Origin of the sequence: Azospirillum sp. 11R-A, from assembly GCF_049472615.1 — a bacterium.
Taxonomy (GTDB): domain Bacteria; phylum Pseudomonadota; class Alphaproteobacteria; order Azospirillales; family Azospirillaceae; genus Azospirillum; species Azospirillum palustre.
Window position 1 is genome coordinate 235,890 of the sequence record NZ_JBCEBL010000005.1, and the last position, 25,138, is coordinate 261,027.

The window sequence follows — 25,138 nt, forward strand, 5'->3', positions numbered from 1 at the left end:
TCAGCGTGGCTGGGCGCCCAGATCCTCGAAGGTCATGCCCTTGTCGGTGTGGCGGAAGCGGCCCTTGCCATTGACGGTCAGCGGCGGCTGGCCCGGCTGCGGCACGAAGGTGGCGGCGTAATAGCAGTCATACTGGCCGCTGCCGTCCCGGCTGCCGCTGCCGCCCTTCGGCTTCGCCTCGACGCAGCCCTGCTTGCGGAAATTGTCGAAGGCACGGAAGGCGGCATTGCCTTGGCGCTCCAGCGTGCGGCGGGTGTGCGCCTCCACCAGCTTGCGCATGTCGCCCTCCGACGGCTCGCCCGAACAGGCGGCGAGCGGCAACGTGGCGATCAGGACGAGGCAGCGCCTCACCGCCCGCCCAGCAGCCGGTCGACCCGCTCCTTCAGGGCGGCGAAGGAGGGCGGCTTGACCACGAAGCCGTTGACGCCCAGCGCCATCGCCTGCTTCACGATCTCGGATTCGGTGTGGTTGGTCAGGAACACCACCGGGGCGCGGGGATTGGCGGCCTCGGTGCTGGCGCGCAGGCGGGCCAGGAATTGCAGGCCGGAGACCGGCTTCATGTCGATGTCGCAGACGATCAGGTCGGGATTGACGCGGATGCACTCGTACATCGCCGACTCGCCGTTGTCGGCCTCCGTCACGTCGCGGAAGCCGATCTGGCTCAGGATCTGGACGATGGTGCGGCGGACGAAGGGCTGATCCTCGACGACCAGGAGCTGAAACTGGGAATAGTCGATCGCCTGCATATCCACTCCCATTGCTCCAGCCAATACGCCGCATCCCACTGATACCGCCCGAACCGGTGGCGGGCAATCGAAGGTCGGTTACCGGCGGATGGAATATGATTTTGGTTCTGTAAATTTTCCGACAATTTGTAGTGCCGGAGCCGTCATCCGCCGGCCTGGACCCGGCCGGGGAACAGGCGCTCCAGAACCGTGCGCAGACGGTCCATGGTCAGCGGCTTGTGCAGGCAATCGTCCATCCCGGCGGCATGGCACTGTGCGTCGTCCTCGGCATCGGTCCCGGCGGTCAGCGCCACGATGGGCACGCGGCCGGCCTCCCCCGGCAAAGCGCGGATGGCGCGGGCGGCCTCGTGGCCGTCCATCACCGGCATCTGCACGTCCATCACGATCAGATCGAACCGCCCGTCCGTCGCGGCGGCCAGCCCCTGCGCCCCGTCCTCCGCCGTCGTCACCGTGTGGCCCAGCGCCTTGAAGAAGCCGGCAGCCACCAGACGGCCGATGGGGTTGTCCTCCACCAGCAGGACCGACAGGGCGGCGGGACGCAGCACGGCCCGCACCGGGATGCGGACGGTCAGCCACTCCCCCGCCGCGCCATCCGGCCCGTCGGTCGGCAGATGCCCGCCCAGCCGCCGCACCAGCGGCTGGACCGCGGCCAGCACCAGGGGGCGCAGCCGGGCCGCCCCCCGGCGCCGCAGCGTCAACTCGGCGGCATCGCCAGCCGGCCGCAGCGACAGGGACAGCGACGCTCCCCCCTCCGCGGCCAGCAGCGTCAGCAGACCCCGCAGCCCGGCGGCGTCGCCGATGAACTCCTCGTCCGCCCCGCCTTCAATCGACATTGCCTTCGCATCGGCGGCCAGCGCCGCCAGCGTCAGGCTTTCCTCCGCCTCGGCACCCGGTCCGACCGAGCGCAAGGCCGCCACCGTGGTCCGCAGGGCGGCGCCCGCCGCCTGGACGGCGAGCAGCCGGTCCTGCTGGCGCGGCAGCAGCGGCGATTCCAGCGCGGCGGCCGTCAGCGCCATCATCGGATCGAGCGCCGCCGCAACCGCAGCCCCCGCCGCGTCGAGCAGCGATGCAGCCTCGTCCCGGCCCCGTTGCGCCTCGGCCAGCGCCATCCGCAGCCGGTTCTCCCGCATCTGGCGCCGGCGGGCGGCCGAGACCGCGCTGCGCAGAGCATCGTCTTCACCATCGCCCACCGGCCATGCATCCTGCGCCCCGGCCGCGATGAAGCCCGCACTGTCGTGCTCCTGCCCTTCCGGCAGCAGAACCACCACCGCCGGGGCCGGTTCCAGCCGGGCCAGCGCCTCGACCGCCGCCATTGTGGGAGCGTCGAGCAGCACCACCGTTTCCCCCGCCGCCGCACCGCCGCCGCGCAGCCGGTCCAAGGCGGCGGCCACCGTGTCCACCCGCACCAGCTCCGGGAAAAGCGGGGCGAGCGCCCCGGCGGGCGCCAACGCCTGGGACACCAGAAGCACCGGCTCCGTTGCCGCCGAGCTGGGTCGGATCATGGGTTGGGCCTTAAATCCTTCAGCCATTTTTCCTCGAACGAACCGTCAGCCGGCGATGGAGGTGGGAACGGAGGATGTGGGAACGGAGGCCGGGGCGAAGACCGGGCCGGGATAGCCGTCGCCGATCACCACCCGGTTGCGGCCCGCCGCCGTCGCCTCATACAGCGCTTGGGTGGCGCGGCCAAGCGTCCTCGTCCTCGACCAGCAGGATCTCGAAGGGGGTCGTCAGCTCCTGCATCAGGGAAATCCTCGGAAGGAGGGATGGGGCAGATGGATGGAGAAGGTGCTGCCGACGCCGGGGCTGGACAGGACGGTGAGGCGGCCGCCCAGCCGTTCCACCATCTTGCGGGCAATCGCCAGCCCCATGCCGGTGCCGGGATGCTCGTCGCGCGGATGCAGGCGCCGGAACACCTCGAAAATCTGGTCGCGGTAGCGCGGTTCGATGCCGATGCCGTTGTCGCGCACGTCGATCACGTCATAGCCGTCGACCCGCCGGTGGGAAATCTGTACCTCCGCCGCGCGGTAGGGATGGCGGTATTCGATGGCGTTGGCGATCAGCACGATGAAGATCTCGCGCAGCCGCCGCTCGTCGGCCTGCACCGACGGCAGCTCCGCCACGGTCACGGCGGCACCGGCATCGGCGATGCGCCGCTTCAGCGCCGCCAGCGCCGCCTTCAGCGGATCGCCGGCCGGGATGACGCCGCAGCCGAGCGGCACCCGGTCCTCCGCCAGGAAAAGCTGCACATCGCGGAGCAGCATCTTCAGCCGCCCGGCGCCGTCGACGATCTCGCGGATGAAACCCTCGCTCTCCTCGTCCAGCCTGCCCTTCTGCTGGCGCTCCAGCAGCTGGGCATAGCTGGCGATGGCGCGCAGCGGCTCCTGCAGATCGTGGGCGGTGGCATAGGCGAACTGCTCCAGTTCGTTCTTGGCGCGCCCAAGCTCGGCGGTGCGCAGGTCGACCTGCCGTTCCAGCGTGTGGCGGCGGCCGATGGCCATGAAGGTCACCGTTTCGATCAGCAGCGACAGCAGGAAGAAGGCCAGCCGGAAGCCGCGGAAGGTCGGGTCGCCATGGGCAAGCCCCTCCCAGCTGCTGCGCGGGGCCAGCGCCAGATGCCAATAGCCGTCGGGCAGGTTGATCCGCTCGACCAGCGGGTCGCCCTTCAGCGCCAGGGCGTCGCCGGCCACCTGCCGACCGCCGTCGGTCACCACGGCGAAACCCAGATGCGCCGGGACCCGGTCGAACCGCACCTCGTTCAGGATGGCGCCGACGTCGAACACCAGCCCGACCGCGCCCCAGGGCTTGCCCGGTCCAGAGACGATCTGGCGGGCGATCAGCCCCTGCCCGCCCTGCAACAGGTTGACCGGGCCATGGACGGTCACGTCGCGGCTGACGATGGCACGCTGCACCGTATCGGCGAAGCCCGGCCGGGCGTCCCGCAGCAGGTCGTTGCCCAGCACCTTCTCGTTGCCCTCCATCGGATAGACGATGCGGACGACAAAATCGGGGGCGGCGGAGATGGTGCGCACCCCCACCACCGACCGCCGCAGCCCCTCCGCATAGCGGGGAAACTGCTCGGCGAGGCTGCCGGTGCCGGACGCGACCTCGACGAAGGCGGTCAGGCCGCGGACCAGGGCGAGGCGCTCGTTCAGCGCGCTCGACAGGGTGCTGGCGAGCGACGAGGCGGTCAGCGCCGCGGTGGCACGGTGTTCGGCCACCAGGACGCGGACATAGACGTCGGCCATCCAGACATAGCCGACCAGCAGCACCAGCGTCACCGCCGCCTGGATGGCGGCGGGCTTCCAGATGCGCGCTCCGGCGGCCAGCAGACGGCGCAGGACGGCCGGCCGGCGCGGCGCGGTCAATGGCTGCGCCGTCATGATCGGATCCGTGCCTCCTCAGTGTGGACAGATCGAAGGGTTCCGTACAGCGGACGGGATGTTTGAAGCTGCACGCACCGCCGGCAATGAACGCAATCATATCCCGTCATTCAAGAGGGACTCCCCCTGTGAAATTGTCACAGGGGATAAGTCCTCAACCTGTGGGATGAGGAAGATGCGTAACGTTCGGTGCGACGGATCGATGACGGTGCGGCAGGCTTGTCCGCTCTGCGGTCAGGCTGCCACGTCGACCGGCGAGCGGTCCTTGGTGGCGATCTCCACGGCCCGCGCGAAATCGCCCGCCATCTTCTCCGCGTCGAAGGCCAGATGGATGCGGCTGTGCTCCACCGCCTTCACCACCACCGCCACCTCCGCTGCGTAGCGGTCGAGCCGCAGATGACCGATGGCCCCCGCCAGCGAGCGGCCGTCGGTCGTCGTCACCGGATCGATCATGGCGCCGCCGATGGACAGGTTGCGCACGGTCACCGCCAGCCGGTCACCGCCGATCAGCAGGGTTCCCGTCTCGTCCACCTGGAAACGCGGCTTGCGCCGACGGTCGGCGTCGCCGGTGGAGGTGCGGACGATGCGGACCAGAACCTGCCGCAGGCTCTCGATGGAACGGGCGACGTCGCCGGACCCGTTCTTGACATGGGTGGCCTGTTCGCCGGTGCGGTCGGCCTCCTCAGACACCGCGGCGATGCGGTACGACACTTCCTGCGCCGCCGTGGAGGTCTCCACCACGTTGCGGCTGATCTCCTGGGTGGCGGCCGACTGCTGCTCCATCGCCGCGGCGATGGAACCGGCGATGTGGTCGATCTCGGCGATGGTCCGGCCGATTTCCTCCACCGCCTGCACCGCCTCGTCGGTCACCGCCTGGATCGCGGTGATCTGGCGGGTGATCTCCTCGGTCGAGGACGCGGTCTGGTTGGCGAGGTTCTTGACCTCCTGCGCCACCACGGCGAAGCCCTTGCCGGCTTCTCCCGCCCGCGCCGCCTCGATGGTCGCGTTCAGCGCCAGCAGATTGGTCTGGCCGGCGATGGATTGGATCAGGTTGACCACCTCGCCCACCTTCGCCACCGTTTCCGACAGCGAGCGGATGGTGGCCTGGGTGTGGTGGCCGCTTTCCACCGCGCGGCGGGTCACCGCGCTGGAATGGGCGACCTGCGAGGAGATCTCGCGGATCGAGGCGGCCAGCTCCTCGCTGGCGGCGGCGACGGTCTGGGCATTCGCCAGCGCCTGCCCGGCGGCGGACGCCACGGTCTGGGCGTTGACGCTGACCCGCTCGGCCGAACCGGACATGCCCTCGGCATCGTCGGCCATGGCGCCGGTGCGCTGGGCGACCTCCTCCACCGCACGGCCGGCCTCTCGCTCCACCGTCGACGCCATGGTCTCCAGGGCGCGGCGGCGTTCCTCGTCGGCATGGCGGGCGCGCTCGACACGCTCCTGCACGGCATAGCACAGGCGCGCCTTCAAGCCGCGCAGCTGGCCGGCGATGGGATGGAATTCGGCCGCGGCCGGCAGGTCGATGGTGTGGGTCTGGTCGTTGCGGGCGATGGCGTCGAAATCGACCGAGAAGGCGGCGAGCGGACGGCAGACGGTGCGCAGCAGCAGCAATCCGCAGAACACCGCCCCCAGCAGGACGGCCAGCCCGGCGGCCACGGCGAACACCAGATGCCAGCGGAAATCCTCCAGCGCCCCCTCATAGTCGCCCTTGGCGACCGTCAGCTGCAATTGCAGCAGGTCCTTGTTGGTCTGGAACGCCGCCTGGAACAGCGGGTCGATGCGGTCGCGGACCAGAACCTCCAGCCGCAGCGAATCGCCCTGGCGCGCCAACTCCATCGCCGGCTTCAGCCCCTCGTTCAGGAAGGCGGCGCGCTGCCTGGCGAAGCGGTCCGCCAGAATCGTCTCCTCCGGCGTCATGAAGGTGGTGAGATAGTCCGCCCACAGCCGGTCGATGGTGGCGGCGTTCCCGGCGATGCGGTCCTCGCGCTGCGCCATCGCCTTGGGATCGGTGCCGTCGCGGGTGTCGATGATCAGGCGCTGCAAGGTCTGCACATTGTCGCGCATATGGTCCAGGATCTCGCCGATCTGGACCGCCGGCACCGTACGGTGCTCGTACACCATCTTCAGCGATGCGTTGCTGTCGGACATGCCGCGCAGCGTGACGCCGCCGACCGCCAGCATCGACAGGATCATGAAGGCGAAGATCAGGGTCAGCCGCCCGGTCACCGTCGTCATCCAGCGGCGGAACCCCGCCCCGGCGCCGCGCCCGACCGCCTGCCCGTCACGCACCGTCAGATGGCGCGCCCTGCCCTCGCGGATGTCGGAATAGAGCCGTTCCGCCGCCGCCACCTGATCGCGCGACGGCTTGGTGCGGATCGAGATGAAGCCGGTCACCGCCCCGTTCTCGATCACCGGCGTGACGTTGGCGCGGACCCAATAGAAGTCGCCGTCCCTGGTCCGGTTCTTCACCAGCCCTTCCCACGGCCGGCCGTCCTTGATGGTCGCCCACAGGTCGGCAAAGGCCTCCTTCGGCATGTGCGGATGCCGGATCAGATTGTGCGGAGCCCCGATCAGCTCGGACTCGGCATAGCCGCTGATGTCGACGAATGCCTTGTTGACGAAGGTGATGCGCCCGCCCGTGTCGGTACGCGACACCAGCAGGACACCGTCTTCCATCACGATTTCACGGTCGGTGATCGGTTCGTTGAGACGCATGGGACGGGGGGCCTCGTCAGACAATGGGCACGTTCGGGCAGGCGAGCCGGCGCGACGGGTCGCGACCGGGGGACAGACCAGGGGCCGGCGCACCGCCTGGAAAAAGCGATGGTTCGGCACAGCTAACGGAATGGCGTTTCATCTACTGTGAGTAGCCCATGCCCGCACTGACACAGATCAAGTCAGCAAGCGGCGTGCCATGCACACTGAATTCTTCGCAAACCGCCGTTCCGGTAAAACCCTGATGACCGGGCACGCACGTCAACTGGGATTCGCCGCGTCCGGCGTCGCAATTTGCGAATGAAAACGCGAGTCGGCCGAGAAATTATCAAATTGCAAAAGAACAGATTCCCCACAGGGAAGGCCAATCGCCACATCAGAGAACATTAATAAAGAAAAACCCCTCTCTCCATTTGGAGAGAGGGGTTTCATGTCTGCGACATTCCGCCGCAGTATTTCCGTATATGTGAAAATACCGCGAGCGGTCAGGACTTCGCCATCAGCTGTTCCAGCCAATGGATGTCGTAATTGCCGTCGATGAAGGCCTGCTGCGCGATGATGCGGTCATGCAGCGGCAGCGTGGTCTGGATGCCGCCGATCACATACTCTTCGATGGAGCGGCGCAGGCGCATCAGGCACTCGTTCCGCGTGGTGCCGTGGACGACCAGCTTGGCGATCAGGCTGTCGTAATGCGACGGCACGCGGTAGCCGTCATACAGCGCGGAATCGACGCGAACGCCCAGCCCGCCCGGCGCGTGATAGCCGTCGATCTTGCCCGGCGACGGGATGAAGGTCTCCGGGTTCTCGGCGTTCACGCGGCATTCGATGGCATGGCCTTCGAAGCGGATGTCCGACTGGCCGTAGCCCAGCGGCGCACCGGCGGCGACGCGGATCTGCTCGCGAACCAGATCGATGCCGGTGATCATCTCGGTGATGGTGTGCTCGACCTGAAGGCGGGTGTTCATTTCGATGAAATAGAACTGCCCGTCCTCGTAGAGGAACTCCATCGTGCCGACGCCGCGGTAGCCGATGGCCGCCGCCGTCTTGGCCGCCAGATCGCCGATGAAGGCGCGCTGTTCGGCGTTCAGCGCCGGGCTCGGCGCCTCTTCGATGACCTTCTGGTGCCGGCGCTGGACCGAGCAGTCGCGCTCGCCGAAATGCACGCAGGTACCGTGGGTGTCGCCCAGGAGCTGGATCTCGATGTGCCGCGGATGGCCGAGATACTTCTCCAGATAGACCTCGTCGTTGCCGAAGGCGGCGCGCGCCTCGCCACGGGCCAGCTGATAGGCTTCCTTCAGCTGGTCGGGGTTGCGGGCGACCTTCATGCCCTTGCCGCCACCGCCCGCCGCCGCCTTGATCAGCACCGGATAGCCGGTCTCGTGGGCGACCTTTTCCGCGTCCTCCAGCGACGTCACCGGACCGTCGGAGCCGGGCACCACCGGCAGCCCCTGCTCCATCACCGTCTTCTTGGCGGTGACCTTGTCGCCCATGATCCGGATATGCTCCGGCGTCGGGCCGATGAAGGTGAAGCCGTGCTCCTCCACCATCTCGGCGAACTGGGCGTTTTCCGACAGGAAGCCGATGCCGGGATGGATGGCGTCGACATTGGTGATCGACGCCGCCGACAGGATGGCCGGAATGTTGAGGTAGCTGTCGCGCGCGGACGCCGGACCGATGCACACGCTTTCGTCGGCGAGGCGGACGTGCATGGCGTCGGCGTCGGCGGTGGAATGCACCGCCACGGTCTGGATCCCCATCTCGCGGCAGGCGCGGTGGATGCGGAGCGCAATCTCACCACGGTTCGCGATCAGGATCTTTTCGAACATCGCCAAGGGAATGCCCCGCTTACTCGATGATGAGGAGAACTTCGCCGAATTCGACCGGCTGGGCGTCGGACACCAGCACTTCGGCGACGGTGCCGCCGCGCGGGGCCTTGATCGGGTTCATGACCTTCATCGCCTCGATGATCATGATGGTCTGGCCGGCCTTGACCACGTCGCCCGGACGGACGAAGGGCGTGCCGCCCGGCTCGGCCGCCAGATAGGCGGTGCCGACCATCGGCGAGGTCACGGCGCCCGGATGGCTTGCCGGCTTTGCAGCGGCCGGCGCCGCCACGGCGACCGGAGCGGCCGCCAGGACCGGGGCTGCCTGGACGGCGACCGTCTGGGCGGCGGTCGGGCGGGTGACGCGGATACGCTTTTCGCCCTCGGCGAACTCGATCTCGCTCAAGCCCGTCTCACGCAGGAGGTCCGCCAGCTTGCGGACCAGATCGCCGTCGATGTCGAAGCTCGCCATGATGTCAGTCGTTCCCGTTTCCTTAATCGCGGTCGATGATGTTCGCGATGGCGTCCAGCGCCAGAAGATACCCGTGCGGCCCGAACCCGCAGATCATCCCCCTCGCCACCGGCGAGATGTAGGAGTGATGGCGGACCGGCTCGCGCTTGAAGATGTTCGACAGATGGACCTCGATCACCGGCAGATCCGACAGAATCAGGCTGTCCATGATCGCGACCGAGGTGTGGGTATAGGCGCCGGCGTTGATGACGATGCCGTCATTCTCCGTGCGGGCCTGCTGAATCCACGAAACCAGTTCGCCCTCGTGATTCGACTGCCGGAAATCCACGGTCAGACCCAGCGTGTCGGCACGCTCGTGGCAGGCGGCCTCCAGCTCGTCCAGGGTCATCGACCCGTAGATTTGCGGCTCCCGCACACCCAGCATGTTGAGGTTCGGCCCGTTGAGGACCAGAATCGACGCGTCGATGGCCACAGCCCGCGCCCCTTTTCCATGATCGAAACCGCGCGTTTATATCACGAAGCACCGTCCTGTCCATGGCGACGGGGGCCTTCCGCGCGGAAAAGCGCGCCCAAATCCGGAAAATCGCCGCGGCGGGGCCGGAAGACCGCGCGAACCCTCAGGGAAAACCCCAGCAATATCAGGGAGCAGGCCGAAGCGTGTGGCTGAGGAGCAGCTGATGGTAGACGCCCTGCCGTTTCAGGGCCTTCAGCCCGTCGTTGAAGTCGGCGACCGTCGTCTCCGCCCCCGGCGTGCCGCGTCCGACCACCAGATGCAGCGTCACCACGGCGAAGGGCCGCTCCGCCACCCGGATGTCGTCGGCCAGGCCGGAGCGCTGAATCGCCGCAGCGCCGCTGAACTCGTCGATCACCAGAACGTCGGCCCGCCCGGTCGCCATCATGCGCACGCAGGCTCCCAGGTCGGAGGGGGTCTGCCGGGTCAGGCGGCCCTGGTCGACCATCGCCTCCAGCCCGGCCGGCAGGGCGTAGCCCACCGGCTGGCAGATCGTCCGCCCCTGGAAATCCTCCAGGCCGCCGGAGTCGCCGCCTCCGGCCCGGCCGCGGAACTCCATCCCGGACCGGTTCGACAGATAGACGAACTGCCGCACCTCCATCACCGGGTCGGAGAACAGCACCTCCCGCTCGCGCTCCGGCGTGCGGATATAGGGAAAGGTGGCAAGGAAACGGCCGGCCACCACGCCGTCATAGCCGCGCTTCCACGGCATGAAGCGCACGTCGTACCGGCGCCCGCCGACCGCGAAGGCGCGGCGGACCAGATCGGTCACCAGCCCGCCACCCGGCAGGTCGTCGCCGGTGTAGGGGGCATAGTCGCTGCCGGTCACCAAATCCAGGCCGGTGTAGGGGGCCGGAGCGGGTTCCCTGCCGCCGGCCTCCGGGCCGGGGACCTGCGCTTGCGGCTGAGCCGGGGCAACGCACAGCAGCAGCCCGGCCAGGGCAATGCCCGCGGCCGAGGGTCTCACCGTGCCTATCGCCCCGTTTGCCGAATCCCGCAAGTCCGTTGGCCGCCCGCTGGTGGGTCCGGCGCCGCGGTCGCACGGCGCCGGCCAAGATCTAATCGCCAAGATCTAACGGCCTGCACGCCGCACTGTAAAGAGCCGCCGACACCTGCCGCCGGCTTGCGGCCGCTTACGGTCACTCAGCCGCGGCGGCTTCCCGCGCACGGCGGCCGGCGGGATCGGTGTAGAGGTCGTTGACGCGCTGGACATGCACCGCCGTCGCCTCGCGAATGGCGAAGATCGCCTTGCGGGCCCGCCCGCCCCAGCCGGCCGGCTGGCTGGCGAAGATCGAACGGAAGAAGCGGGTGTTCCGCAGGAAGGCCTGCCGCAGGTTCAGGTCGACGTCGCCGAAACGGTCGCTCAAGGTGGCGGCGATGCGGCGGGCGAAGAACTGGCGCAGCTTGAAATGCCCGGCCAGGAACAGCCCGCCCAGCAGCAGCGCGGTGCCGATCAGGTGCAGCGGAAGCCCGCTGTCGCCGGACTCGGACAGCCAGCCGAGGAAGGCGCCGAAACCGCCGCCCAGCGTCTGCACGACGGCGCCCAGCAGCGCCAGCAGCAGCACGCCCCACACCGCGTCGCCGATCAGCACGCGGCGGCGCCACATCGCCATCGCCTCGCGCAGCTTGGGCAGCACCTCCCCCTCCACTTCCTTGGTCAGGCTGTCGATGGAGCCGATGATGCGATAGGCGCGGGCGACCTCGACCTCGTTGATGCGGGTCTGGAGTTCGGCCAGATCGTGGTCCCGGCGCGCCTGGTAGCGGGCGCGGCGGCCGTCATCCTCGATGTCGACGGCGGAGCGCTGGTCGTAGATGGCATAGAAGCGGCCCGACACCAGCCCGGCCTGGGCGATGGCGCGCTGCCAGGCGCCGAACACCGCCTCGAGATTGTCCTCCTTGGCGGTGGTGTCGACCTGATTGAGGATGTAGCAGACCTTGCGGGCGTCGGCGCGGTTGACCGTCTTGGCGACCAGATGGCGCAGCGTGTCCTGCATGGCGCCCGGCTCCGGATGGCGGGCGTCGAAGAAGACGAGCACGAGGTCCGACAGCTCGACGATGTGGTCGACCAGCCGCAGGACCGAACGGCGCTGGTCGTCGGCGTCGAAGCCCGGCGAGTCGATGAAGATCTTGCCCTTGGTCCGCGTCCCGGCCAGCGTCTTCAGTTGCAGGTAATTGTCGATCCGCTTGCCCTCGCCGGCGGCGACCTTCTCGATCTCGTCGGCGATGCGATAGAAGGGGAAACGCGGGTCGGCGTTCAGCGCGGTGCCGGGCAGCGCCTCCTTGCGGGTTTCCGGACCGTGGCAGATGACGGTGAACTTGTCGTCCACCGCCTGATTGCCGGTGTTCTGCAGCACCTCGCCCAGATAGCCGTTGAGGAAGGTCGACTTGCCGGCGGAGAAGGTGCCGAGCACCGCGACCATCGGCCACCAGGGAATGCGGGTGGTCAGCGATTCATGGCGGTCGATCAGCCCCAGCCCGGCCAGGATGCGGTCGAAGGCGCGGAAGGTCGGGAGGACCGGCAGCAGATTGGGGTTTTCCGCCCGCAGATGGGCATCCAAAGCCGCAAGGCGCTGCTGAAGGGCTTGCCGGGGGGTCATGGCGGGCGAATCCACTGTTGCACGGGCCGAAAATAACGGCCCCTCTCTAGCACGGGCGCGACCGGCACCGGACATGAAATCTCCCTCATCTTCCGTCCCGGGATTTTCCGGGCAGGAAGGCGGGGCGGAGAATTCAGACGGTGTCGGGCGAAATGCCGCGGGAACAGGACCGGGCGGATGCGCGTTTCCCCGCGATGGACGACAGCGACCATCAGGACGGCGGCCCCCTGCCGGCGGGCGCCGATCAGGCGCATCGGCTGACCGCGGACGAGCTGGCCTTCCTGCTGCGCGACCCGATGCTGCGGGCGCGGGAGGCGGAGCGTGCCGCGAAGTCCAACCGCAGCCGCACCGAACGGCGGGCGGCGGACCCGGCCTATGCCGAGCGGCTGCGGGCCGGCGACCGCGAGCGCCAGCGCCGGCGGCGCCTGCGCGATTCCATCGGCCGGCCCGAACCGCCGGAGCCGGTGGCTGCCGACCTGCCGGACCTGACCGTGGCGCAGGCGGAGGCGCGGCTCACCGACCATCTGGACGGCAGCCCGTCCGCCCAGGCGGCGCAGCTGCGCGGACGGCCCGACCGCATCCGGCTCTATGCCGAGGCCTTCGTCGCCTACCGCATCTTGTCGGCCGGCGGCGTCCGGCCGACCCGCGGGGCGCTGGCCGCCCTGCTGAAGTCCCGCTTCGGCCGCACCGTGACGCCGTCACAGATCCAGAAGTTGCGCGACCATGTGGAAGGCTTCGCCATGGCCGGCGGTCCCTGGGCGATGGAGTCCCCCCACCCGTCCGGCACTGCCCGAACGAGGAGCACCCGGAAGGCCGATACGGATAGTCACGCACCAGGGCCCCACGACCCTGAATCGCCGGTTCCGGACGCCGGTTAACGGCGGTTTAATAAGGTTAATTATGTATTAACTATTGTCTGGCCAACCATGCGGCCCGAACGGCCCGGTCCGGACGCAGCGTGACGGACTGTATCGGCCTTGAGAGAAGAAAGTTTCTCTCCGCTCCCGGTTTATTTATTACAACCAGAAGGTTCTTCACCACCATTTGTGGCGGTGCAAATCCCATTCGTTTCCGATCACGGAATTTCTATAAACGAAAAGCTATCGCCCGAACGAATGGATGAACCGAAAGACTCGGTGATTTCCGCAAAGGGATGAATGCAGGGATCCGGCAGAGGCTTGGCGCAATTGATTCTCAACGTCGGCGAAATAATACAAAGCTGTAATATGACAACCCCTGCGAATGCTGCACCACCACCAACGCCTATCGGAATATGGCAAACACACACCAATATTCAGAAGTTTTCTCTTGAATCGCTTCAACGAATGTGTGAACAATATTTTCATTATCGCAAAGACAGGCCGCGGAAGACTGGACAGCGGAGACCAATGGACATGAGTGAACCGACGGCGCGCAAAAGAGGACGACGCGGATCGCCGGAGTCCTGGTCTGTGGATGCCCATGTCGGGCAACGGGTGCGGATGCGCCGGACCCTGCTGGGAATGAGCCAGGAAAAACTGGGCGAAGCGATCGGCCTGACCTTTCAGCAGGTCCAGAAATACGAACGCGGCTCCAACCGTATCTCGGCGGGCACCCTGTATCGGCTGAGCCAGGTTCTGGACGTTCCCGTAAGTTTCTTTTTCGATACCTACAATGACGCCGACAGCCCACGCCGCTCACGCGGCGGTTTCGAGGAGTCGGACGACAGCGACAGCCAGATCAGCCGGCGTGAGGCGCGACTGCTGCGCCTGTGGCGCGCCGCCCCCTCCCATGTGTCGGACGAGATGCTGTCGCTGCTCTCGGCCCTCTCCCCCGAAATCAAGGAGCCGCCGGAAAGTTCCGGCGAGGGTGAGGACGGCGAGGCGGATGCATCCTCTCAATCGGGCAGCCCACAGCCGTCGGTCAACGGGGGAAGCCGCCTTGCCGGCACCGAGATCGTCGCCGCCGGGCCGGATGGCGAAAGCGTCCGCAAGGCCGGTCGTCCGGTGCGCAGCGACGCGCCGCGGGTCAAGCCGGTGACGTCAGCCGATGCCGCCAGCCAGAGCAAGTCGCGCCGGCGTCACGGCGCGGTGTGGGACCCGACCGACATCGTGCGCGCGTCCAAGCCGTCGCCGAGAAGCTGATCCAGGTCCGGCATTTGAAAAGCCGCGCTCGGTTCGCAGCAAAAGAAAAAGGCTCCGCATCGGCCGATGCGGAGCCTTTCTCATAACAGGACGGGCACGGTTGCCGGCGGCCTTACCAGCTGCGGACCGGACCGACGTCGAGATGGACGAAGCCGCTGCGCGGGTAGAAGCCGACACCGCCGGACTGCATCCCCTTCGCCGTCTCGGAAATCGCGCGCAGCTGGGTGTCGGGAAGGCGGATGTCGATGGCCATGCCGCGGGTGTGATAGCTCTCCTTCGCAACGCCACGCGACCGGCGCCGGGCCATCGCATTGGTGCGGCGGGAGCGGTAGCCGCAGATCACCTCGAACGGATCGTCGGATCCGACGCTCTGGTGAACGCGGGCGAGCAGGTCGAACAGGCGCGGGTCGTAGTGGCAGACCTGCTTGGCGCGGTGGTCGCGCAGAAGCACGTCCAGCTTGCGCAGCACGTCCGGCTTGTAATTGCCATCAGCCCAATAGACGCCGTCGAACCTTTCCTGCGTGTTGATGTTGTGCAGGCTGATTCGCCGGACGCTGCCGGCCAGGGGAGCGGCTTCCGCAGAGCCCGATCCCAGAAGGACCGGCGCCGTCGCCACACCCGTCACCACGCTGGTGGCGACCCCCGTCATCATCCCCGATGCGGCCGGAAGAGCCGCAGATACCGCCGCCGCGGCAAAACCAAGGAACCCGCGCCGCCCGATTGCCGGTACGGCACGCTCATCATCCCCCAAATGCATCCCCGAACCTCGTCGTCTTACGTTTTTGCCGTTCTACGCTGTGGCCGTTCGGCGTTTGGCGGGTCGCGCGGCGCCCGCGGTGATAGTATCAGCCTTATGACCAACGCTGATCCGAAGCGTCCCGTCTGGTGTGAATCGTCTCCGGACGGATATTCGTATAGGGAAGGTCATCGGCTGAGGCAATTAAAAAATTTCACAGTGTGACCTTCTTGCATAGGCGGGTCATAGGACGGCGGCAGGAAGATCACACCGGAAGAATGATCGACCGGATTTCTCGCCGCGCGCCTCGCCTTCCATTATTGCGTTGCATAAATTGATCGGGAGGGCAGCGGTGCATCCATTCCGATGCTTCGCTGGACCACAGTGACAGAAGGTGCCGCCATGATCGTTTCCGCCGACCTCCGCATGTCCCGCAAGCTGGCCCTGCTGGCGCTGACCGCCGCATCGGCGATGGCGCTGCTCGGGGCCGGGCCGGCGGACGCCCTGCCCTACCGCGACACCTTGACCCAGTGGGCCGACCGGCTGGATGCCGCCGCGGTGGAACTGGACCATGCCCCGGTGCAGACCTCCACCCGGATCGGGGAAGGCGGGCTGATGAAGCTGGGCAGCAGCGGCGAGCGTGTCGGCCGGCTGGCTCAGCGCCTGGCCGAACTCGGCCTGCTGCCGGCCGACAAGGTGTCGGAGGTGTTCACGACCGACATCGACCGCGCGGTGAAGGCCTTCCAGCTCGCCCAGCGGATGAAGCCCGACGGGCTGATCGGCGCCGGCACAAGGGCGGCGCTCGACCGCACGCCGGCCGAGGCCGCGGCGCTGATGCGGCAGAGCGCCGTCGCGATGCGCAGCTTCCGCGACACCGCCCCGGACAATATCCTGGTGGTGAACCTGACCAACCAGACCACCACCCTGGTCCGCGGCGGGGAGGAGGAGCTGACGATGCGCGCCATCGTCGGCCGGCCGTCGCGCGAGACGCCCCTGCTGACCGACCGCATCACCCACGTCATCGTCAACCCGACCTGGACGGTGCCGCCCACCGTTCTGAAGGAAGACAAGCTGCCGAACCTGCGCGCCAAGGGCACGCCGGGCATCCAGAACGCCATCGTCTATCTCGACGGGCAGGAGGTGGCGCCGGAAACGGTCGACTGGCACGACGTCACGCCGGGCCGTGTCCGCATCGTCCAGCAGCCGGGCGACCACAATGCCCTCGGCCGCTTCCGGTTCAACCTGACCAACCCCTACGACATCTATCTGCACGGCACCAACGAACCGCGGCTGTTCGCCCGCGAACTGCGCTCGATCAGCTCCGGCTGCGTCCGTCTGGAGGATCCGCGCAAGCTGGCCGAACTGCTGCTGCAAGGCACCAGCGTGACGCCGGAGCGGATCGACCGCCTGCTGAGCAAGCAGCAGCCGCAATGGGTCAAGCTGGCGGCGCCGATGCCGGTGCAGTTCGTCTACTGGATCGCGACGGTGGAGGCCGATGGGGCGGTCCGCCTGCATCCGGACATCTATGACCGTCTGGACGACGCGCCGGCCGCCATGTCCGTTCCGGCGCCGCAGCCCGGCCTGCTTCCGGGCACCACGCCCGCCGCGGCCCCCGCGCTGTCCCCGGCTCCGGCTGTCATGCCGCCTGCCGGCCGACAGCCCGACGCGGGCCGCGCCGCCATGCCGCTGGACAAGAGCGGCACGGCGGAAAAGTCGGCTGACAAGTCCAGCGTCTGAAGACGGCCGGACCGCGCGGCGCCTGCCTACATTTTTAGGCCCGGCGCCGCGTCTTCTTGCTGCGGTTGGGCGGCACCGCGGTCGATGCCGCCTCTTCCGGCGTCGGCCAGACGTCACGGTCGCCGCGCATCGGGATGCCCATCTCTTCGCCCTGGTCGGCGAGGCCGGGCTGTTCGCCCTGGTTGGCGATGCTCAGCACCGGCTCGACCGGCTCGGTGCGCATCGCCGTCGCTTCCGGACCGCCGGCAGGGTTGGGCTTCAGCGTGTCGAGATAATTGTCCTGGATGGCGATCTCTTCGCTGGCCAGCTCCCAATGGGCCTCGGAACGACCCTCCGGCCGGCCTTCATTTTCCCAGATCTCGTGCGCGCGCCGACGGATGCGGCTTTCCAAATCCTCGGCCATACGGGTCGTCTCCTTCACCGGTGGGTCTTGCGTGGGGAGGCGGGAGCGGCGCGCGGCAGCGGTCGCCGCCCCGGTCCGCCCCGCCGGTCCTGTAATGAACCCCGCCGCTCCCCCGCCGGTTCCGGCGCGCTTACGCTCTATGCTTTCGTTCTCCCCGCACCCGCCACCGTTTCCGAACGGCAACGCCCCTGTGAAAAGCGGCGAAGCCGCCACAATTCCGCCGCTTGTCGTTTGAATTAACCCCATCGTGATGATATTGCACCGCCATCAACCGGCGGTCCGCAGACAGTGGCTGGGCCAAGCGACGGGACCGATATGTTGCGCATTTCCTGGCCGAATCCCGCCTCAACCAGCACCCGGCTACGGGCGGCCGATGCCGTCCGAAGCCATGGCGGCGCCCTGGCCCCGCGGGGCCGCGCCGGCATGCTCAAGGTCGCTTTGCTGGCCTGCGCCCTCGGCCTGCCTGCCCTGCCCGCCGTCGCTGCCGAACCTGCCGCGAAGCGTCCGTCCGCCATGAAGGTGGAGGCGAAGCCTGCCGTTCCGGTGCAGGCCGCCACGCCCGCGGCGGCCCCGGCGCCCGATGGTCCGGTCCTGCAGCTGGGCATCTATTCCCGCGACGGCGATGCATGGCTGAGCTGGAAGAATTTGCAGCAGCGCGAGCGTGAGCTGACGGCGGGCCTGACCGCATCGGTCATGCAGCTGGACGGGAAGAGCGGTGCCGGCGTGGCGCTCTACGCCCAGGTCGGCAAGGGCACGGACGCGCGGGCGCTGTGCCGGCGGATCGTCGGTGCCGGCTTCGGCTGCCTTGTCGTCGACCGCCCGGCCGTGGCCGAAAAGCCGGCGGGGAAGGCGGCAACCGCCAGTGCCGCTGCCACTGTCACCGCTCCGTCCGCCCCGGCGGCGGGCGGCGCCTCCGCAATCCCGGCATTGGCCCCTGTTGCGGCCCCTGTTGCGCCCGCTGCGTCGGCGAAGCCGCCGGCCGTGACCGTGGCGGTCGCCCCGGCGCCGGCGCCCATACCGGCCGAGGCCAAGCCGCCGCAGCCGGCCGGCAACCGCGAGACGGTGACGACCACCACCTCTTCCGTCCTGGCGCCGATCGGATCGGCTGTCGCCGCTCCGCTGGCGCCCCCGCTGCCGCCGCCGCCGTCGGTGGCCAACGCTACGCCGCCGGCCGACGGGCTGATCATCTACAACGAGGAAGACGCCCGCACCATGGCGGACATCGAGCAGCACAGCCGCCGCAAGGGCCGGCTGCGCTCGGTGATGCCGGATTCGCGCTATGACGTGATGCCGGCGACGCTGAAGCGGGAGAACTGGAACCTCTGCGCCCTGACCTTCGACGACGGGCCGCACCGCACGGTCACCCGCCAGATCCTGGACATCCTGAACCAGGAAGGCGTGCGCGCCACCTATTTCCCGGTCGGCCGCATCGCCGAGCGGCAGGGCGACCTGATCCATGATTTCGTTGCCGCCGGGCACGAGATCGGCAACCACAGCCTGACCCATTCCGACCTGCGCAAGATGGACGCCACCGGCGCCCGCTACGAGATCGCGGAGACCAACCGCATCCTGCGCAGCTTCGGCGCCAACCCGGTGCTGTTCCGCCCGCCCTATGGCCGCTATTCGGACGAGCTGCTGACCATCGCGCGGGACGAGCGCATGGGCTCCGTCCTGTGGTCGGTGGACACGCGCGACTGGCAGGTGCGCAACGCCGACAAGATCGTCAGCCAGATCAAGCTGGGCGGACTGCCGGGCAACGTCTTCCTGATGCACTCCACCTATCCCAGCACGGCGCAGGCCCTGCCGCGCGTCATCGCCGAGCTGAAAGCCAAGGGCTGCGAGTTCGTCACCCTGTCGGAATGGCTGGAACGGGCGCGCGTCCTGGCGCTGCCGAAGATCGTCAATGCCGGCATGCCGTCACCGGGCGGGGACGAGGCGAGCGGCCGCCAGTAAGGCCCCGCCCGCCATCCTATGGGACTCAGCGGGCGCCCTTGCCGTCCTGCTTCTTGCGGTTCTGGGCGTATTGGCGGATCACCGCATCGACTTCCGTCGGCAGGATGCTCCAGGTCGCACCGACGCTGTCGCCCTTGATCTCCACCACCGAAACGGTCGCGTTGAAGGTGAATTTGCCGGCGGGATCGTCGACGCGCACCGACACCTTGGCGTTCTGCCCGACCACCAGCGACCCGTCGAAGCCGCGGGCGACGAAGCCCTTGGGCGTCAGCGACACGATGGGATAGCTTTTCCCGTCGCACTGGATGACGCTGACCGGCATGCGGGCCGCCGGCTTGGCTGCCTTCTTGTCGGTCACAGAGACCTTCAGAAAATCGAAAAGCCCCATACCGCGCCCCCGGAAAGCCGCCCCGCTTGCGACGGACGGAAGGGCGAGTGCCGCCCCCGCCCGCGATTAAACGCGGGCACGCTTCGCGTAGCAACGAAATCCTGTCGGGTTGCCGTCAGGGAAGAACCTGATGCCTCAGGGACGGCCGGCGCCCTGCCCGGTCTCCTGCCCGAAGCCCTGAGTTGCCGCCCATGCCCGCTGCGCCCGCCTGAAGGACAGCAAGGCGAAGGGCAGCAAGGTGACGAGGACCACCGCCATACCGACCATCACCGACAAGGCCCCCAGCGCATCGGCAGCCGGAAGCTGCGCAACCAGGCTGGCCATGAGATGCAGGATCAGCGCTCCCAGCACCGACGCGCCCAGCAGCGGGCCGACCACGGCGGGAAGCCCGCCCAGGAGTCCCCGTGCCGGTGCTTCGGTCGATTCGGTGACGGCATCGCCGTCCGCCCATCCGGACCGGACTGGCCCAGACCGGACTGCCGGGTATGGCAAGCCGGCGACGCCCCGCACAACGCTCCGCATCGGCACCTCCGCTCTGGCTGTTCTCCCGCACCCCGTACGGTCTGATTAATTTGGCTCAATCGGGTTACCGAAGGAACCGGTGCGGGAACTATAGGATGCTTTCTCCGGTCTGGCTAAAATCCAATACGGTTACCCCCTTGCGCTGAGCGCCGCTCCCATCCCTGCCCAAAGTAAAGGCATCTTATGGACAGGTTCATTGGATAGGCACGACGAAGGGCTTGGCCGCCGGCCTCGCCCGCGGTCTCCACAGAGGCTGTGGATAACTGTGTGGGCAAGCCGTGGGCAGTCCCGATTCGCGCAAGGCGATTCAAGGGGCCCACTGTGTTTGCCCAAAAATCAGGCAATCTACGCAACCACCTGATTTATAAGAATAATCACGTTTTTCCGGCTGTCGGCGCCTCAGTGGCGTGTCAACTGAAATCTGTCACATTTCACCGGACCCTGCGATTTCACACCCTGTTGTGCCCTGTTGACAACTGCTCCCAAGGGCATTGCACCATCGTTGCGGGTAAGGCGGCCCTCATCGGCCGCCCTATGACCTTCGGATGGATGGTGTCCGCAACCCCCGGCGCCGCCTAGCTTTCCGTCTTTGCCCAGCAGCGCAGCACCTCGGCCACGCTCCAGGCCTGCGAGATGCAGCCGCGCGGGGTGAAGGGCGCCTCCGCATCGAAGATTTCGCTGATGGTGCCGATGCCGGCCTCGTCCAGATGCGGCAGGAAACCCTCCAGCAGCCGGCGCCCGCCCGCCTTGTCCTCTGGATGCAGCTTCAGCCAGGCATCGACATAGGGGCCGATCAGCCAGCCCCAGACGGTGCCCTGGTGATAGGCGGCGTCGCGCGCCCGCAGGTCGCCGAAGTATTTCGCCTTGTAGTCGCGGCAGCCCGGCGCCAGCGACCGCAGCCCCAACGGGGTCAGCAGGTGCTTGCGCACCGTCTCCACCACCGGTTCCCAGCGTTCGCGCTCCAGAACCGGATGGTCGAGCGAGACGGCGAAGATCTGGTTGGGCCGGCAGGCGATGTCGTCGCCATGCTCGCCATCCACCACATCGAACAGATGCCCGGCGGACGGGCACCAGAAGCGTGCGTTGAACGAGGCGCGCGCCTGGTCGGCAAGCTCCTCCAGCGGGCGGGCGGCGGCCTCGCCGTCCTCCTCGCGCAGCCAGCCGGCCATCAGCCGCAGGGCGTTGTGCCACAGCGCGTTGATCTCCACCGCCTTGCCCCGGCGCGGCGTGACCACCCAGTCATCGACCTTGGCGTCCATCCAGGTCAGCTGGTAGCCCTCCTGCCCCTGGCGCAGCAGCCCGTCCCGGGGATCGACGCCGATGCCGAAGCGGGTGCCGCGGCGGTGGAAGTCGATCACCTCGCGCAGCTTGGGCAGCAGCAGGCGCAGCGTGTCGCGGTCGCCGGTGACGCTGAGATAGCGGTGCAGCGCATGGAAGAACCACAGCGTGGCGTCGGCGGTGTGGTACAGCCCGCGGTCCTTGCCGTCGGGGAACATGTTGGGGATCAGGCCGTCGCGGATGTAATGGCCGAAGGTGTGCAGGATCCACCCCGCCTCCAGATGGCGTCCGGTGGCGAGCGTCAGCCCCTCCAGCGCGATCATGGTGTCGCGGCCCCAGTCGGTGAACCAGTGGTAGCCGGCGATCACCGTCCGCACCTCGTCGCCCTCCGCCCGTGCCCGCATCTGGTCGGCGACACGGCCGGCCGGCACGAACAGGAAGCTGTCGGCCGACAGCACCAGCTCCGCCATCGCGCCGTCCCGCAAGCTGGGGTGGGCGTTCTGGATGATGCGGCGGCGGCGTTCCGCCTCGAACCCCAGCACATCGGCCGGCGGCAGGGCTTCCAGCCGCCACCAGTCCTCGGTCGCGGCGGCGAAGGTGATGCTCTGGCCCGCCCCGACCTCGCCGCTGAAATAGCCCGGCGTCCACAGCGATCCGCGCGACTGGTAGCCGCGTTCGTCCTCCACCCGGTAATAGACGTCGCGGCGGATGCCGCCGTCGAGCGTCATCGGGAAATCGCCGCCTTCGATCGCCATGCGCAGCACCGGCAGGTCGGGTCCGGCCGACACCTCGTAGCGCTGCCCCGCGGCGGTGATGCGATAGGCGCCGGCCAGCGGCCGGTCCACCGCCGATTCCAGCGTGCGGAAGGCCAGCACCGGCCGCAGCCGCAGTTGCACCGGCGCCTTCGCCTCCATCACCCGGTAGGTGACATGGACGATGTTCTGGCCGTGCGGCAGGACGACCTGCTTCTCGATCACCGCCCCGCCGGCACGGAAGCGCCAGACCGGCAGCCCGGCCTCCATGCGGAACTCCTGCAAGGCGGCGATCTGCCCCTCCTCGCCGCTTTCGCCGCCGCCCGGATCGCCACCGGTGTCGCGGCAGCTCAGCCGGTAATGGCGGCCGTCGGCGTCGATGACCACATCGCTCAGCTGGCTCAGCATCAGCACGCGGCCGAGCGGGGCCGGCAATGCGGCGATCAGCAGCCCGTGGTAGCGCCGCGTCACCGCCCCCGACACCGACCCGGAGGCATAGCCGCCAAGTCCGTTGGCGACCAGCCATTCACGGGTTTCGGCGCCGTTCGGACCGGTGTTCAGGACCTCGCGCGACAGGGTGCGGACGAAATCAGCCATGGTTGACCTATGCTCAGCTATCGGTTTCCGACCTCTTGGAAACCACGATGACCGGGGTTGTGTTGCCTCCCTCGCCGTCGCTTTCCGTAGAAAAGCCATGTGCCGGCCCCAGAACCAGCGCCGCATGGCCGGGCAGCCGCCACGCGCCGTCCGTCTGTTCCACCGCCGCGGTGCCGCAACCGCCATAGGCGGGCTCCTCGCTGGACCACAGCACCGTCCAGGCGCCGTCAAGAGGTGGCGCCAGCAACGGATCGGCCAGCGCACGCAAGGTCAGGTCGCGGCCGAGATTGACCAGCACCAGCCGGTCGTCGCCCTCCTCCTCTCCGAAGAAGCGCAGCACGAAGGCTTCCTCCCCCAGCACGGCACCGTCCAGCCCGCCGATGCGCTGGGCAGCGAAGACCGGATCTTCGCGGCGCAGGCGCAGCAGGTCGCGGTGCAGCGCCCAGACCCCGGCATTGCTCTCCCGCTCGCGGTGGTCGAGCTTGCAGCGGGTGAAGCTGTCCTCCGCATGCGGCTTCGGCAGGGCCGCCTGCATCGCCGGCCCCGCGATGCTCGGGAACTGGCTCAGGAACTCCGCCCTGCCCTTTTCGACCAGTTCGGCCAGTTCCGCCTTGTGGTCGGCGAAATAGAGGAAGGGGGTACTGGCGGCGAACTCCTGGCCCTGGAACAGCATCGGCGTGCCGGGTCCCAGCAGGATCAGCGCCGTCATCGCCCGCAGCCGGCCCGGCGCGGTCAGCGCATGCAGCCGCAGGCCGCGGGCGGAGTTGGCGATCTGGTCGTGGTTCTGCAGGAAGCTGACGAAGGCCGGGCGCGGCACGGTGAAGGCCGGCATGCCGCGCCGCTTGCCCTGCCAGCGATACCACTGCCCCTGATAGAGGAAGCCGTGCTTCATCGCCGACACGAATTCCTGCGGCGTGCCGCGATAGTCGGTGTAGTAGGCCTCCATCCGGCCGGTCAGCGCCACCATCGCCGAATGGTGCAGGTCGTCGTTCCAGATGGCGCACAGCCCGCAGCCACCCTCCGCGGCCGGCTTCACCATGCTGGCATGCTGCGGCTCGTTCTCCCCCACCAGGATGGTGGCGCGCCCGCCGCCGGCCTTGCGCACGGCGTGGGAGATTTCGGTCAGGATGTGCGGCTTGCCCTGGGATTCGCTGCCGTCATGGATCGACTGGGTGGCGTCCAGCCGCAGCCCGTCCAGATGATACTCCTCGATCCAGAAGGCGGCGTTGGTCAGGAAGAACTCCCGCACCGGCTCCGCATCGGGACCGTCGAAGTTGATCGCCTCGCCCCACTCGTTCTTGTAGCGGTCGGTGAAGTAATCGTCGGCGAAGCATTTCAGGTAGTTGCCGTCCGGCCCGAAATGATTGTAGACGACGTCGAGGATGACGGCGAGCCCCAGCCGATGGGCCTCGTTCACGAAGCGCCGCATGGCGTCGGCATCGCCATAGAGCCGCGTCGGCGCGAACAGGTTCACCCCGTCATAGCCCCAGCCGAAGCGGCCGGGGAACTCCGACACCGGCATCACCTCCAGCACCGTCACCCCCAGATCGGCCAGCGCCGGCAGCTCCGCCAGCGCGGCGTCCCAGGTCCCTTCCGCCGTGAAGGTGCCGATGTGCATCTCGTAGATCACCTGCCCCCGGATGGCGCGGCCCTGCCAGTCCCAGTCGCTCCAGGCGAAGCGGTGCGGATCGACCAGTTGCGAAGGCCCGTGCGGCCCCTCCGGCTGGAAGCGCGACATCGGATCGGGATAGAGCATCTCCCTGCCGTCGAGCCGGAAGCGGTAGAGGCCGCCGGCCTCCAGCCCCGGCACCGCGGCGGAGAAATAGCCGTTGCCCTCGCCCGTCAGCTCCGTAGCATGTCCGTCCGGCTCGGAGACCAGTTCGACCCGCCCGGCCTTCGGCGCCCAGACCCGCGCATGGGCGCCGCCGGGAAGCAGCTCCACCCCGATGGGCCAGCGGCGTTTGACTGTGGCCTGCACCTGTTCGACAGGCGGAAGTGCGGCGGAGATGATCACGGCAAGTGCCCCCGGTGAGTGATGCGGACGTCCCCTGTGGGTCGGTCAACAGGGACGGGGCGGCGGGGTCACGCGGGTCCGGAAAATTGTTTCGAAGCCTATGGAATCGGCGGCGGGGTCGGCAGCGGCGCTCAAACCCGCTCGCCGAAGCTCCGCGCGGCGGCATCGATCACCAGCGGGTGGGCCCGGAGCGCGGTCAGCGCCGCCTCGACCTTGTCGTCGCCGACCTCCAGCGTCACCACCACGTCGGAGCGGTCGCCGCGCTCGGCGTCCCGCTCCTCCCGCCCCCGCTGCACGACGCTGCCGAAGCGGTCGCGCAGGCTGCCGACGATCTCGGCCTCCACGCCCCGGCCGCGCTCCGCCGGATAGGCATAGACCAGTTCCATCT

The 25,138-nt window shown here is 68.2% G+C and carries 20 protein-coding genes and 1 pseudogene; 4 read left to right on the top strand and 17 right to left on the bottom strand.

The window, feature by feature from the left end:
- The 10 genes from VH569_RS10355 to VH569_RS10400 form a co-directional block, all read right to left on the bottom strand.
- Positions 1-351 (bottom strand): hypothetical protein, encoded by a 351-nt coding sequence (locus VH569_RS10355; RefSeq protein ID WP_423315271.1) that lies wholly within the window; start codon positions 349-351, stop codon positions 1-3.
- Positions 348-746, bottom strand: a complete 399-nt coding sequence (locus tag VH569_RS10360; RefSeq protein WP_423315272.1) for a response regulator — start codon at positions 744-746, stop codon at positions 348-350. Before VH569_RS10360 ends, VH569_RS10355 begins: the two co-directional genes overlap by 4 nt.
- 143 nt (positions 747-889) lie before the next feature.
- Entirely contained in the window at positions 890-2,248 is a 1,359-nt protein-coding gene (locus VH569_RS10365; RefSeq protein WP_423315273.1) for a response regulator, read from the bottom strand.
- Positions 2,249-2,485: 237 nt separating this feature from the next.
- The gene (locus VH569_RS10370; RefSeq protein ID WP_423315274.1) at positions 2,486-4,126 is read right to left on the bottom strand and encodes a sensor histidine kinase; all 1,641 of its coding nucleotides are present in this window, start codon (positions 4,124-4,126) and stop codon (positions 2,486-2,488) included.
- A gap of 234 nt (positions 4,127-4,360) precedes the next feature.
- The gene (locus VH569_RS10375) at positions 4,361-6,844 is read right to left on the bottom strand and encodes a methyl-accepting chemotaxis protein (RefSeq protein WP_423315275.1); all 2,484 of its coding nucleotides are present in this window, start codon (positions 6,842-6,844) and stop codon (positions 4,361-4,363) included.
- A 485-nt stretch (positions 6,845-7,329) separates the two neighbouring features.
- Positions 7,330-8,670 carry an acetyl-CoA carboxylase biotin carboxylase subunit gene (gene accC, locus VH569_RS10380; protein ID WP_423315342.1) on the bottom strand — a complete coding sequence of 447 codons (1,341 nt, stop codon included), beginning with the start codon at positions 8,668-8,670 and terminating at the stop codon, positions 7,330-7,332.
- Between the two features lie 19 nt (positions 8,671-8,689).
- Positions 8,690-9,139 carry an acetyl-CoA carboxylase biotin carboxyl carrier protein gene (gene accB, locus VH569_RS10385; protein WP_098740163.1) on the bottom strand — a complete coding sequence of 150 codons (450 nt, stop codon included), beginning with the start codon at positions 9,137-9,139 and terminating at the stop codon, positions 8,690-8,692.
- Between the two features lie 22 nt (positions 9,140-9,161).
- Positions 9,162-9,611 carry a type II 3-dehydroquinate dehydratase gene (gene aroQ, locus VH569_RS10390; protein ID WP_098740164.1) on the bottom strand — a complete coding sequence of 150 codons (450 nt, stop codon included), beginning with the start codon at positions 9,609-9,611 and terminating at the stop codon, positions 9,162-9,164.
- A gap of 166 nt (positions 9,612-9,777) precedes the next feature.
- On the bottom strand, positions 9,778-10,617 hold the full coding sequence (locus VH569_RS10395) for a substrate-binding periplasmic protein (protein WP_423315276.1): 840 nt from the start codon (positions 10,615-10,617) through the stop codon (positions 9,778-9,780).
- Positions 10,618-10,789: 172 nt separating this feature from the next.
- Positions 10,790-12,247 carry a dynamin family protein gene (locus tag VH569_RS10400; RefSeq protein ID WP_423315277.1) on the bottom strand — a complete coding sequence of 486 codons (1,458 nt, stop codon included), beginning with the start codon at positions 12,245-12,247 and terminating at the stop codon, positions 10,790-10,792.
- A gap of 152 nt (positions 12,248-12,399) precedes the next feature.
- Between VH569_RS10400 and VH569_RS10405 the strand changes: the two genes are divergently transcribed.
- Together VH569_RS10405 and VH569_RS10410 are read left to right on the top strand one after the other, a co-directional pair.
- Positions 12,400-13,125: a hypothetical protein gene (locus VH569_RS10405; protein WP_423315278.1), complete on the top strand. Its 726-nt coding sequence runs from the start codon at positions 12,400-12,402 to the stop codon at positions 13,123-13,125.
- Positions 13,126-13,641: 516 nt separating this feature from the next.
- Positions 13,642-13,897 (top strand): annotated as a pseudogene (locus VH569_RS10410) (helix-turn-helix domain-containing protein); the annotation flags it as partial.
- A gap of 585 nt (positions 13,898-14,482) precedes the next feature.
- On the opposite strand, the gene VH569_RS10415 reads toward VH569_RS10410, so the two are convergent.
- Positions 14,483-15,022 (bottom strand): DUF882 domain-containing protein, encoded by a 540-nt coding sequence (locus tag VH569_RS10415; RefSeq protein WP_423315279.1) that lies wholly within the window; start codon positions 15,020-15,022, stop codon positions 14,483-14,485.
- Between the two features lie 486 nt (positions 15,023-15,508).
- Between VH569_RS10415 and VH569_RS10420 the strand changes: the two genes are divergently transcribed.
- Complete coding sequence (locus tag VH569_RS10420; protein WP_423315280.1) at positions 15,509-16,843, top strand: L,D-transpeptidase family protein; 1,335 nt, start codon at positions 15,509-15,511, stop codon at positions 16,841-16,843.
- A 34-nt stretch (positions 16,844-16,877) separates the two neighbouring features.
- Here VH569_RS10420 and VH569_RS10425 read toward each other — a convergent pair whose 3' ends face one another.
- Complete coding sequence (locus VH569_RS10425; protein ID WP_376958794.1) at positions 16,878-17,246, bottom strand: DUF2934 domain-containing protein; 369 nt, start codon at positions 17,244-17,246, stop codon at positions 16,878-16,880.
- A gap of 423 nt (positions 17,247-17,669) precedes the next feature.
- Here VH569_RS10425 and VH569_RS10430 point away from each other — a divergent pair, with 423 nt between their 5' ends.
- On the top strand, positions 17,670-19,199 hold the full coding sequence (locus VH569_RS10430; RefSeq protein WP_423315282.1) for a polysaccharide deacetylase family protein: 1,530 nt from the start codon (positions 17,670-17,672) through the stop codon (positions 19,197-19,199).
- 25 nt (positions 19,200-19,224) lie between these two features.
- Here VH569_RS10430 and VH569_RS10435 read toward each other — a convergent pair whose 3' ends face one another.
- The 5 genes from VH569_RS10435 to VH569_RS10455 form a co-directional block, all read right to left on the bottom strand.
- A complete protein-coding gene (locus VH569_RS10435; RefSeq protein ID WP_423315283.1) occupies positions 19,225-19,557 on the bottom strand; it encodes a hypothetical protein in 333 nt (110 codons plus the stop codon).
- A 165-nt stretch (positions 19,558-19,722) separates the two neighbouring features.
- Positions 19,723-20,109 carry a hypothetical protein gene (locus tag VH569_RS10440; RefSeq protein ID WP_423315284.1) on the bottom strand — a complete coding sequence of 129 codons (387 nt, stop codon included), beginning with the start codon at positions 20,107-20,109 and terminating at the stop codon, positions 19,723-19,725.
- Between the two features lie 575 nt (positions 20,110-20,684).
- On the bottom strand, positions 20,685-22,736 hold the full coding sequence (locus VH569_RS10445; RefSeq protein ID WP_423315285.1) for an amylo-alpha-1,6-glucosidase: 2,052 nt from the start codon (positions 22,734-22,736) through the stop codon (positions 20,685-20,687).
- A gap of 13 nt (positions 22,737-22,749) precedes the next feature.
- Positions 22,750-24,750 carry a malto-oligosyltrehalose trehalohydrolase gene (gene treZ / locus VH569_RS10450; RefSeq protein WP_423315286.1) on the bottom strand — a complete coding sequence of 667 codons (2,001 nt, stop codon included), beginning with the start codon at positions 24,748-24,750 and terminating at the stop codon, positions 22,750-22,752.
- Positions 24,751-24,881: 131 nt separating this feature from the next.
- Entirely contained in the window at positions 24,882-25,136 is a 255-nt protein-coding gene (locus VH569_RS10455) for a hypothetical protein (RefSeq protein ID WP_423315287.1), read from the bottom strand.
- Positions 25,137-25,138 lie beyond the last annotated feature (2 nt).